Origin of the sequence: Scandinavium sp. NPDC088450, assembly GCF_044900545.1 — a bacterium.
Lineage (GTDB): Bacteria > Pseudomonadota > Gammaproteobacteria > Enterobacterales > Enterobacteriaceae > Scandinavium.
In genome coordinates, this window is record NZ_JBJDNI010000004.1 from 1 (window position 1) to 12,272 (window position 12,272).

Sequence of the window (12,272 nt, forward strand, 5' to 3'; positions counted from 1 at the left end):
TGAGGCGAATGAATATAGTTAATGCGCTGAAATTATTAGGGAAAGAGTACAGTAATATGGTCACAGGCGAATGACCATATTACTGGGGATCCCTCTCCCTGAGGGAGAGGGTTAGGGAGAGGGGGAAATGCGGAGACTTACGCCAACGCTTTACTGATCTTCTCGAACAGATCGCCAGAGAGATTCTCCAGTCCTTTTAACTGTTCCAGCGCTGCACGCATTTTCTCCTGACGCTTCGCATCGTAACGCTTCAGGCGAATCAGCGGCTCAATCAAGCGTGACGCCACCTGCGGGTTACGGCTGTTAAGCTCAGTCAGCATTTCTGCCAGGAACTGATAACCGCTGCCGTCTTCCGCGTGGAACGCCGCCGGGTTGCTCATCGCAAAAGCACCAATCAGCGAACGAATGCGGTTCGGGTTGCTCAAGGTGAATGAACGGTGTTTCAGCAGGCTACGAACGGTTTCAAGCACGTTATCTGCCGGGCTGGTGGATTGCAGGATAAACCATTTATCCATCACCAGACCGTCGTGATGCCATTTGTCGTCATACTCTTGCATCAGCGCATCACGGCACGGCAGTTGTGCAGCCACGGCGGCGGCCAGAGCGGCCAGCGCATCGGTCATGTTATCCGCATTGTGATACTGCAGGCTCACCAGTTTGTCCGCTAGCTCTACATCGCCAAACGCCAGATAACGCAGGCAGGTATTGCGCAGAGAACGCTTGCCGATGTCGGCATGTTCTACGCGGTATGCGTCGAGTTTATTGGCGTTGTACACAGCAAGGAATTCATCAGCCAGTTCAGTGGCCAGCGTGCGGGTCAGTGCTTCACGCACAGTAGCAATCGCCACCGGGTCAATGGTCTCAAACAGCTCGGCGATTTCGTTCACTGAAGGCAGCGTCAGAATTTCTGCCGCCAGAGCAGGATCAATTTTCTCATCCAGCAAGATCGCACGGAACGCATCGGCAACGTGAACTGGCAGAGAAAGCGGTTGATGCTGCTGATGACGAGCGACGTTCAGCTTGATATACGTCGCCAGCAGGCTCTGTGCCGCATCCCAACGGGAGAAATCGTTGCGTGCGTGACGCATCAGGAACGTCAGTTGCTGATCGCTCCATTTATATTCCAGCTTCACTGGCGCAGAAAACTCGCGCAGCAGAGAAGGCACGGGCTGGAAATAGACATTATCAAAGATAAACGTCTGCTCCGCCTGGGTCACGTTCAGGACGTTATGCACCGGATGGCCGCCTTTCTGCAGCGGGATCACTTTGCCTTCGTTGTCATACAGTTCAATGTCGAACGGAATGTGCAGCGGCTGTTTTTCCTGCTGTTCAGACGTTGGCGGTGTGTGCTGCTTGATGGTCAGCGTGTACTGCTCGGTTTCCGGGTTGTAATCGTCATGAACAGCCACAACCGGCGTGCCGGATTGGCTGTACCAGCGGCGGAAATGGGAGAGATCGACGTTAGACGCATCTTCCATCGCCTGCACGAAATCGTCGCAGGTCGCGGCGCTGCCATCATGGCGTTCGAAATAGAGCTGCATCCCTTTCTGGAAATTCTCTTCCCCCAGCAGCGTGTGCAGCATGCGGATCACTTCTGAACCCTTCTCATACACCGTCAGGGTGTAGAAGTTGTTCATTTCGATAACCATGTCCGGGCGAATCGGGTGTGCCATTGGGCTCGCATCTTCCGCAAACTGCATACCGCGCATGGTACGCACGTTGCTGATGCGGTTAACCGCGCGTGACCCCAGGTCGGAGCTGAACTCCTGATCGCGGAACACGGTCAGGCCTTCTTTCAGGCTCAACTGGAACCAGTCGCGGCAGGTCACGCGGTTCCCGGTCCAGTTGTGGAAATATTCGTGACCAATCACTCGTTCAATGTCGAGATAGTCTTTGTCAGTCGCGGTATCGGTACGCGCCAGCACGTATTTGGAGTTAAAGACGTTGAGGCCTTTGTTCTCCATCGCACCCATGTTGAAGAAATCGACGGCGACGATCATATAGATGTCGAGATCGTATTCGAGGCCGAAACGATCTTCGTCCCACTTCATGGAATTTTTCAGCGAGGTCATCGCCCATGGCGCACGATCGAGGTTGCCACGATCGACATACAGTTCCAGTGCCACTTCACGGCCAGAACGCGTCGTATAGGTATCGCTCAACACATCGAAATCACCGGCTACCAGCGCAAACAGGTAGCACGGTTTTGGGAACGGGTCCTGCCACTGCATCCAGTGACGGCCATTTTCCAGTTCGCCCTGCCCTACGCGGTTGCCGTTAGAAAGCAGGAACGGATATTTGGTTTTATCGGCGATGATTTTAGTGGTAAAACGCGCCAGCACATCCGGGCGATCAAGATACCAGGTGATGTGGCGGAACCCTTCGGCTTCGCACTGAGTGCAAAGCGCTTCGCCTGACTGGTACAGCCCTTCCAGCGCAGTGTTTGCCGCTGGGCTGATTTCGTTAACGATGCGCAGCGTAAAACGCTCCGGCAGACCGTTAATCACCAGTTGATTGTCTTCTTCTTTATAGTCACTCCACGGCTGATCATTCACGTGAAGCGAAACCAGCGTTAACTCTTCACCATTGAGGCGCAGTGGCGTGGCAGACGCAGCGTGACGCGAAACCTGGCTCACGGCAGTCACGACGGTTTTTGCGGCATCCAGGTCAAAGGTCAGGTCGATATCGCTGATCAGGTATTCCGGCGCACGGTAGTCGTGGCGGTATTTGGCTTGGGGCTGTTGTGTCATAAAAAACCTTTAGCATCTTTTGTAAAGTATCGTCCTCAGTCTATTCCTGTTGTCACCTTCACGCTACGCAGAATGTTCATCTTTTCAGTGGCAAACACGCAAATTGCTACATTTTGATAACAGGCGGCACGATTTGCCCTTCACCCGGTTACGCCCTTGTGGTGTGATCGGGGTTCAATAAATCGATAAACAAGGTATACTCCTGCGGTTTCAGCCGTTGTTTATTGTACTAAACGCTCCTTTATGAGGATGCTATTGCGCACCATGACACCATTCGCTTCCCCTGTTCTGCAGACTCTGCTGGATACAGATGCTTATAAGCTGCACATGCAGCAGGCCGTTTTCCATCATTATTATGATGTGCAAGTGGCTGCAGAATTTCGCTGCCGCGGTGACGATTTGCTCGGTATTTATGCCGAAGACATTCGTGAACAAGTCGAAGCGATGCAATCGCTCCGGCTCCAGGACGACGAGTTCCAGTGGCTGTCCGGGCTGCCTTTCTTCAAAGAAGACTACCTCGAGTGGCTTCGCGAGTTTCGCTATAACCCACAGCAGGTCACGGTCACCAATGACAACGGCAAGCTGAACATCCGCCTTGAAGGCCCGTGGCGTGAAGTGATCATGTGGGAAGTCCCGCTGTTAGCTGTTATCAGCGAGCTGGTGCATCGCTACCGTTCACCGGAAGCCAGCGTGCAGATTGCGCTTGACCATCTTGAACACAAACTGGCTGATTTCGCGCAGTTAACGGCTGGGATGGACATGTCCGGCTTCCGTCTGATGGATTTCGGTACTCGCCGTCGTTTCTCGCGTGAAGTCCAGCAGGCTATCGTTGAGCGTTTGCAGCAGGAGCCATGGTTTATAGGCACCAGCAATTACGATCTAGCGCGTCGCCTGTCACTCACACCGATGGGCACGCAGGCGCACGAATGGTTCCAGGCGCATCAGCAAATTAGCCCGGATCTGGCGACCAGCCAGCGAGTGGCGTTAGCGGCATGGCTTGATGAATATCCGGATCAGTTGGGTATCGCGTTAACCGATTGCATCACCATGGATGCCTTCCTGCGTGATTTCGGCCCCGAGTTTGCTGAGCGTTATCAGGGCCTGCGCCACGATTCCGGCGATCCGGTTGAGTGGGGTGAAAAGGCCATTGCTCATTATAAGAAGCTGGGTATCGACCCGATGAGCAAAGTGCTGGTGTTCTCCGATAACCTGGATTTGAATAAGGCGGTTGAGCTGTATCGCCACTTCTCTTCCCGAGTGAACCTGAGCTTTGGTATTGGCACGCGTTTGACGTGTGATATCCCGCAGGTGAAACCGCTGAATATCGTTATCAAACTGGTGGAATGTAACGGCAAGCCGGTGGCGAAACTCTCCGACAGCCCAGGTAAAACCATCTGCCATGACAAAGCCTTCGTGCGGGCTTTGCGTAAAGCCTTCGACCTGCCTCAGGTCAAAAAGGCCAGCTAAACGACAAAAGGGAGCCTTCACGGCTCCCTTGTCGCTACTAATTACTGCTTTCTTCCCGTCTCGCTGCGAAATTTTCTTGTCAGTACAAAGATGACAGGTAACATAGGTGTCCCCCCTTGATAGAGGGGGCGAAATGAAAACCTTATTCCGGACTACTAACAGAGAGATAACTATGAGCGTTGTGCCTGTAGCCGACGTACTCCAGGGCCGCGTAGCCGTTGACAGCGAAGTCACCGTGCGCGGATGGGTGCGTACCCGTCGAGATTCTAAAGCTGGCTTTTCCTTCCTCGCCGTCTATGACGGTTCCTGCTTTGATCCAGTACAGGCCGTCATCAATAATTCTCTGCCGAATTACAATCAGGAAGTCCTGCGCCTGACCACGGGCTGTTCCGTTATTGTCACTGGTAAAGTGGTGGCTTCTCAGGGTCAGGGTCAGAGCTTCGAAATTCAGGCGACGAACATTGAAGTCACCGGCTGGGTTGAAGATCCTGATACGTACCCGATGGCGGCTAAACGTCACAGCATCGAGTATCTGCGTGAAGTGGCTCACCTGCGCCCGCGCACCAACCTGATCGGTGCCGTTGCTCGCGTACGCCACACACTGGCTCAGGCGCTGCATCGCTTCTTCCACGAAGAAGGCTTCTTCTGGGTTTCCACTCCACTTATCACCGCATCTGATACCGAAGGTGCTGGTGAGATGTTCCGTGTTTCCACCCTGGATCTGGAAAACCTGCCTCGCAACGATCAGGGCAAAATTGATTACGACAAAGACTTCTTTGGTCGCGAATCTTTCCTGACCGTTTCTGGCCAGCTGAACGCTGAAACGTATGCCTGTGCGCTGTCTAAGGTGTATACCTTTGGCCCAACGTTCCGTGCTGAAAACTCCAACACCAGCCGCCATCTGGCGGAATTCTGGATGCTGGAGCCGGAAGTGGCCTTCGCCGATCTGGAAGACAACGCCGCGCTGGCTGAAGCCATGCTCAAATATGCTTTCAATGCCGTGCTCACAGAGCGTGCGGATGACATGAAGTTCTTTGCTGAGCGTGTTGATAAAGAAGCCATCACCCGCCTTGAGCAATTCGTGAAAGCCGATTTTGCCCAGGTGGACTACACCGACGCGATCACCATCCTGGAAAACTGCGGTCAGACCTTCGAGAACCCTGTGTTCTGGGGCGTTGACCTCTCTTCCGAGCACGAACGCTATCTGGCCGAGAAACACTTCAAAGCGCCAGTGGTCGTGAAAAACTACCCGAAAGACATTAAGGCCTTCTATATGCGCCTTAACGATGACGGCAAGACCGTTGCTGCAATGGACGTTCTGGCGCCGGGTATTGGTGAGATCATCGGCGGCTCTCAGCGTGAAGAGCGTCTGGATGTGCTGGATGCTCGTCTGGCTGAAATGGGTCTCAACAAAGAAGACTATGGCTGGTATCGTGATCTGCGCCGCTATGGCACTGTGCCACATTCCGGTTTCGGTCTTGGTTTTGAACGCCTGATTGCTTACGTGACCGGCGTGCAAAACGTTCGTGACGTGATTCCTTTCCCACGTACTCCACGTAACGCCAGTTTCTAATTTAAGAAACACAAAAAGCCAGCAGCTCTCCTGCTGGCTTTTTTTGTCTTTGTCAGAATTTGTTAGTTAATTTCTACAAACATAAACATCAACCCCTTCCCTTAAGCGAAATGTTACACCCCGTGTCCTGAAATACTTCCGCACAAAATCTCACCAACACTTCTCTTGCACTTAAGGATTACCTTAGCGCTTAGCATACAAACTGAGCACCAGCAACGCGCACGAAAAGCTAACTTTGGCGCATAAGAAAAAGCGAGATGAGAAGCATTCTTAGATAAGAAAAGACGTTATTTAAATTAATAATAAGCTTTTCATATAGATAGATAAGGAGTTGTTGATTAATTCAGCGGTGACTCAGGAAATTTGAGATGCTTCACAAAGTTCCCGAATTTACACATTTATTTACACATTATTTCTTTTTGTAACTTATTTACGATATTTGTAGCACTTTCAGGCTAGCGAAACGTTGTCATGAATGGAAATATGCCTCTCAGACACAGAAAGACACCAAACTCTCATCAATAGTTCCGTAAATTTTTATTGACGAAACTTATTGGCGGCAGTGGCAAGTGTCCATAAAAAACCTAATGAGGGTAATAAATAATGATGAAGCGCAATATCCTGGCAGTGGTTATCCCTGCCCTGTTGGCAGCTGGTGCGGCAAACGCAGCAGAAATCTATAACAAAAATGCCAACAAATTGGACTTTTACGGTAAAGCTGTAGGTGAACACGTATGGACCACCAACGGTGACACTTCCAGCGATGACACCACCTATGCCCGTATCGGCTTCAAAGGTGAAACTCAGATCAACGACCAGATCACTGGTTACGGTCAGTGGGAATACAACCTGGATGCTTCCAATGCTGAAGGCGCTCAGGGCACCAAAACTCGTCTGGCTTTCGCTGGTCTGAAGTTTGGTGATGCGGGTTCTATCGACTACGGTCGTAACTACGGTGCCATCTACGACGTAGCGGCTTACACCGATATGCTGGTTGAGTGGGGCGGCGATTCCTGGGCTGCAACCGACAACTTCATGAACGGCCGTACCACTGGCGTTCTGACCTACCGTAACAACAACTTCTTCGGTCTGGTTGATGGCCTGAGCTTCGCCCTGCAGTATCAGGGTAAAAACGAGCGTAACAGCCCAATCGACGTTGACTACAATGACAACGGCAGCGTTAACAGCGTAAACCTGGCGGGTAACGGCGCGAAAGCAAACGGCGACGGCGTAAGCTCCTCCGTTCAGTACGAATTCCTGGAAGGCTTCAGCGTTGCGGCTGGTTACGAGACTGCTGACCGTACCGACGCTCAGGTTAACCCAGCTACCTTCACCACTCCTGGTGGCGTGCTGGTTGGTACCGCAAGTGCTGGTGGTGACCGCGCTGAAGCATGGTCTATCGCGAGCAAATACGACGCGAACAACGTCTACGCTGCTGTGATGTATGCTCAGACTTACAACATGACTCGTGAGCCAGACAGCAACTTCGCGAACAAAACTCAGAACATCGAAGCTGTGGTTCAGTACCAGTTCGACTTCGGTCTGCGCCCATCCATTGGTTACGTTCAGTCCAAAGGTAAAGACCTGCTGGCTCGTACTTCAACCAAAGGGACCTTCAACGGCGGCGATGCTGACCTGGTTAAATACATTGAAGTGGGTACCTGGTACTACTTCAACAAGAACATGAACGTCTATGCAGCGTACAAATTCAACCTGCTGAACGACAACGACTACTCTAAAGCTTCTGGCAACGCCACTGACGACCAGGCAGCTGTGGGTATCGTTTACCAGTTCTAATCGCTACGCCACTTTGTTATATGCTTAAGAAACAGGGCTTCGGCCCTGTTTTTTTATGTCCGTCAGGAAAAAATTCCGACTTTAAAAAAGCCTTACCCTTTTTGTCGCAAACGGTTGGCATTTCATCCATCTACCGTTAACCTGATAACGGATTTCCCCTCAGTAACCACAATGGAACCTCGTCATGTTTGAGAACATAACCGCTGCCCCTGCCGACCCCATTCTGGGCCTGGCCGATCTGTTTCGTGCCGATGACCGCCCCGGGAAAATCAACCTCGGGATTGGTGTTTACAAAGATGAGACCGGTAAAACCCCGGTCCTGACCAGCGTAAAAAAAGCTGAGCTTTATTTGCTGGAAAATGAAACCACCAAGAACTATCTCGGCATTGATGGTATTCCTGAATTCGGTCGCTGCACCCAGGAACTGCTGTTCGGAAAAGGCAGCGCGATTGTGAGTGACAAACGTGCACGTACCGCACAGACGCCAGGCGGCACCGGTGCTCTGCGCGTTGCAGCGGATTTTCTGGCGAAAAACACGGATGTAAAACGCATCTGGGTCAGCAACCCTAGCTGGCCGAACCACAAAGGCGTGTTCAATTCTGCGGGTCTGGAAGTGCGTGAATACACTTATTATGACTCAGCAGCGCATGCGCTTGATTTTGATGGCCTGGTAGCAAGCCTGAATGAAGCGCAAGCGGGTGATGTGGTGCTGTTCCATGGCTGCTGCCATAACCCAACCGGTATCGACCCTACGCTTGAACAGTGGCAACAGCTTGCCAAACTGTCTGTTGAAAAAGGGTGGCTGCCGCTGTTCGACTTCGCTTATCAGGGCTTTGCTCGCGGCCTGGAAGAAGATGCTGAAGGCCTGCGCGCGTTCGCAGCCGTACATAAAGAGCTGCTGGTGGCGAGCTCCTTCTCCAAAAACTTCGGTCTGTATAACGAACGTGTCGGTGCCTGCACTTTGGTCTCTGCAGACGCAGACACCGCTGACCGTGCGTTCAGCCAGATGAAGTCTGTCATTCGCGCCAACTACTCTAACCCACCGGCTCACGGTGCTTCCGTTGTGGCAACAATCCTCAGCAACGACGCACTGCGCGCTATCTGGGAACAAGAACTGACCGACATGCGCCAGCGCATCCAGCGTATGCGTCTGCTGTTTGTGAACACTCTGGCGGAGAAAGGGGCGGATCGCGATTTCAGCTTCATCACCAAACAGAATGGCATGTTCTCCTTCAGCGGCCTGACGAAAGAACAGGTTCTGCGTCTGCGTGAAGAGTTTGGCGTTTACGCCGTCGCTTCCGGGCGTATTAACGTTGCGGGCATGACGCCAGACAACATGGCACCGCTGTGCGAAGCGATTGTGGCTGTGCTGTAAGCCAGCCATAAAGAAAAGGCCGCTGACAATAGCGGCCTTTTTAATGTGTTCTTGTTTACCAGACAGGCATTTCATCCTGCAGGAAAGGATTGTGCAGCCGCTCATAACCGAGCGTCGACATTGGGCCATGGCCTGGAATAAAGCTTACGTTATCCCCTAACGGCAACAATTTGCGCTTAATCGAATCGATAAGCTGCCCATGGTCACCACGCGGGAAATCACTGCGCCCTACTCCACCTTTGAAAATCACATCGCCGGAAATCAACAGCTCTGATGCTTTGTCGAAAAACACGATATGACCTGGCGTATGCCCCGGACAGTGTAAGACTTGCAGGCTGATATTGCCCACGCTTACGCTATCACCTTCCGCTAACCAGCGGTCTGGCGTCAAAGGCTGACAATCTTCGAGGCCGAACATCCGGCTTTGTGCCGGCAGCCCCGTGAGCCAGAACTCATCTTCTTTTTCCGGGCCGATAACCGGTACGCCATAGTGCGCGGCCAGTTCAGCGGCGGCCCCCACGTGATCAAGATGACCGTGAGTTAACAGGATTTGCATCAGCGTGACGCCTGCTGCGGCGACTTCCTGTTTGATACGCTCAGCGTCACCGCCCGGGTCCACCAGCGCGGCGAGCTTCGTCTGCTCACACCAGATGAGCGAACAATTCTGGGCGAAAGCCGTAACCGGAATAATACGATAGTTCATGTTGCTCCTGTTTCGTTACCAGGTCCTTACCGGACCGGTATCAATATGCACAAAGTTGCTACGTGGGTAATATCCTACACCACCTGCGCGCATAGATAACGCGGCTTTGCGAATATTGCTTAACGAAACACCTTCAATATGAAAATCCATCGCCTGGCCTTTGGTGTGGTAGCTGTGCTTCGCGACACCACGGCTATGTGCACGCAATTCATCATTGGTATCTAACGAGCGATAACCCGAGATCAGCTGCACAGGCTTGTTGGTCCCCAACAGTCCCTGAAGGCGGTAAAGATGGTCAAACAATTTTGGGTCGATGGACTTTATTTTATTCGCGCGGAAATCACGGAAAAAATGGTTAAGTCTTGCTAATTCATCCTGAATATAGCCTCTGCCATCGAAAAACTCCGCTTTGAGCGATTCACCGGTGTGCAGGTTATTGAGCGTCAAAATACGCGGGCGAGGTGTCGAGAGGGTGGCAAATGCTGGCGTCGGAAGGATGGCCGCTGCGCCGAGCGCAACACCACCCAACGCCAGCAATTTGCGGCGATTAGCGTCAAATTTGTCCATGATAATCAGGTCTACAAGTAAATGGTCGTTATTTATGCACTTCTGGCGCACGAAGGGCACCTTAACTGCCAAAAGCGCTGACGTCAAGGCACCCTAACCCCAGTCAATTCGGGCTCTACAGCAAGATGAACCCGAATTGACTATTACATACGACACCTGAATTATCTGAACTTCTTCATTTACCTGATTAATTGTTCCGCTTTTGGCAGAATTTGTGCGCCAGATCGCGCTGTGAGATCATAATTGTAAATATCTGTACGATATTGCGGGCGGCCATCCGCGCCGACAAAGGCCGTCAGATAATACAGATTCACTGGAATATTTTGCCGAATATTGACGTAACGCGTATCACCTTGCTTCAGAGCGTCCGAAATCCGTGAGTCATTCCAGCCAGCATCCTGCAACAACATATTCGCCAGTTCAGATGCTTTATTGACGCGCACGCATCCTGAACTCAGTGCGCGAGTTTCTTTCTGGAACAGGTTATGGTTCGGCGTGTCATGCAGGTAGATAGCGTCCGAACTTGGCATGTTGAATTTATAGCGCCCCAGAGAGTTACGCGCTCCGGGAGCCTGCTGGAAACGGAACGGCAGGTTTGACGCCGTGATCGTTGACCAGTCAACATGATAAGGGTTAATCGTTTCTTTGCTGTTCCAGCCACGAATGACGGTATAGCCATGCTGTTCCAGGTAACCCGGGTCATTCTGTACCTTTGGCAGAATGTCTTTGCGCGCAAGTGTTGGCGGCACATTCCATGGCGGGTTCACCACCACGTTATTCAGCGCACTGCTCATCATCGGTGTTTTACGATCAGGGCGTCCGACGATAACGCGTGAGGCCAGCACTTGATTGCCATCCAGGTAATACACCAGAGAATAGGCAGGAATGTTAACCATAATTCCGGTCGAAAGTTTGCCCGGCAACAAGCGCAAACGCTGAATATTCAGTGCCAGCACGCCCGCACGCTGGGCTGGGCTGACATTCAGCCAATCCCTTGTCGATTGCCCGATAACGCCATCAGCACCCAGACCTTGCCAGGTCTGGAAGCGCTTCACCGCCTCGACCAGTTGACGGTCATACACCGCAGGTGCCGTACTGCTGTTTTTCTTCTTAACGTTAACAGCTGAAGGGCTGACCACCGGTGAATCACCAGGCAGCGCAATGTCCGGACCGCCGTCCATCATGCCAGTGCGCTGTAAGATTTCACGCAAAGCAGGAACATCTTTACTCCACTGCCCCGGGGAGAGTTTGACGGTGCTGGTCAACTGAGGCCAGGGACGGGAATCCGTCAACTGCGCGAGCAACGCCTGGTGCATCGCAGCGTATTGAGGATGCTGAGGCACAAGCCCAGCGATAAACTGAGCGGCAGCGCCTTTATCCAGCGCCAGTTGCCATTGGTTAATCACGGAAAGCGGAGGCGTTGCCAGCGTGTAAGGTTTATCGCTATAGAGCCAGCGGTTGCCCTGCACAGGAATACTGCTGACAAACTGCAAATACCCCATCATCGCATCAGAGAGCACCACATCGCGGGCTAATCCGCTGACCGCCGGGTCAGTCAGTAACTCGACCCAACGAGTGAACTGGGGCTGAAAACCGGCAATAGCGACTTCGGCCAGTTGCTGCTGAAAAGCCTGAACGGCATCGCGGTTTTCCCACATCGGCTTCATCTCTCTGGCGGCATACAGCGCAGACAGTTGATTGAGATAAACCGGAGAAGCATTGCCCGGAAGAAGGGATTGAATATCGGCCCGACTTTTTGCAGCCGCACCTTCGGGCAAGGGTTGCACCCCCGCCATCATTGACACAGCAGGTGACAATCCATCGACCTGCGTCAGAACCTGTGAGGCGTCACCCAGCGTGGCTGAGCCGTCTATTGGCACAAGTTCAGGCTCGTCCGCCTGAACGCTAAACAGTGGAGCAAATGTCAGCATCAGGCTCAAACTCAGCGCTGACAGCCGACGACCATATACGTTATCCAGTGACATCCCTTGCCCCCTGTTTGTTTATACTGCCCACACCCACCGGGGCTTACTCTCAGTA

8 protein-coding genes are annotated in these 12,272 nt (G+C 52.4%); 4 read left to right on the forward strand and 4 right to left on the reverse strand.

Annotated features, from left to right (window positions below; translation table 11 throughout):
• Positions 1 to 137: 137 nt before the first annotated feature.
• The gene (gene pepN, locus ACI2I2_RS05195; RefSeq protein WP_404656931.1) at positions 138 to 2,750 is read right to left on the reverse strand and encodes an aminopeptidase N; all 2,613 of its coding nucleotides are present in this window, start codon (positions 2,748 to 2,750) and stop codon (positions 138 to 140) included.
• Between the two features lie 264 nt (positions 2,751 to 3,014).
• Here pepN and pncB point away from each other — a divergent pair, with 264 nt between their 5' ends.
• From pncB to ACI2I2_RS05215, 4 genes are all read left to right on the forward strand, one after another.
• On the forward strand, positions 3,015 to 4,217 hold the full coding sequence (pncB, locus tag ACI2I2_RS05200) for a nicotinate phosphoribosyltransferase (protein WP_404656932.1): 1,203 nt from the start codon (positions 3,015 to 3,017) through the stop codon (positions 4,215 to 4,217).
• A gap of 172 nt (positions 4,218 to 4,389) precedes the next feature.
• A complete protein-coding gene (gene asnS / locus ACI2I2_RS05205) occupies positions 4,390 to 5,790 on the forward strand; it encodes an asparagine--tRNA ligase (protein WP_330984332.1) in 1,401 nt (466 codons plus the stop codon).
• A gap of 603 nt (positions 5,791 to 6,393) precedes the next feature.
• Positions 6,394 to 7,587, forward strand: a complete 1,194-nt coding sequence (locus tag ACI2I2_RS05210; RefSeq protein WP_404656933.1) for a porin — start codon at positions 6,394 to 6,396, stop codon at positions 7,585 to 7,587.
• Positions 7,588 to 7,771: 184 nt separating this feature from the next.
• Positions 7,772 to 8,962, forward strand: coding sequence for an amino acid aminotransferase (locus ACI2I2_RS05215; RefSeq protein ID WP_404656934.1), 1,191 nt, complete (start codon positions 7,772 to 7,774; stop codon positions 8,960 to 8,962).
• Positions 8,963 to 9,017: 55 nt separating this feature from the next.
• Here ACI2I2_RS05215 and ACI2I2_RS05220 read toward each other — a convergent pair whose 3' ends face one another.
• From ACI2I2_RS05220 to ldtD, 3 genes are all read right to left on the reverse strand, one after another.
• Entirely contained in the window at positions 9,018 to 9,665 is a 648-nt protein-coding gene (locus ACI2I2_RS05220) for an MBL fold metallo-hydrolase (RefSeq protein WP_404656935.1), read from the reverse strand.
• A 15-nt stretch (positions 9,666 to 9,680) separates the two neighbouring features.
• Positions 9,681 to 10,232 (reverse strand): DUF882 domain-containing protein, encoded by a 552-nt coding sequence (locus ACI2I2_RS05225; protein WP_404657105.1) that lies wholly within the window; start codon positions 10,230 to 10,232, stop codon positions 9,681 to 9,683.
• A gap of 179 nt (positions 10,233 to 10,411) precedes the next feature.
• Positions 10,412 to 12,217 (reverse strand): L,D-transpeptidase, encoded by a 1,806-nt coding sequence (gene ldtD, locus ACI2I2_RS05230; RefSeq protein WP_404656936.1) that lies wholly within the window; start codon positions 12,215 to 12,217, stop codon positions 10,412 to 10,414.
• Positions 12,218 to 12,272 lie beyond the last annotated feature (55 nt).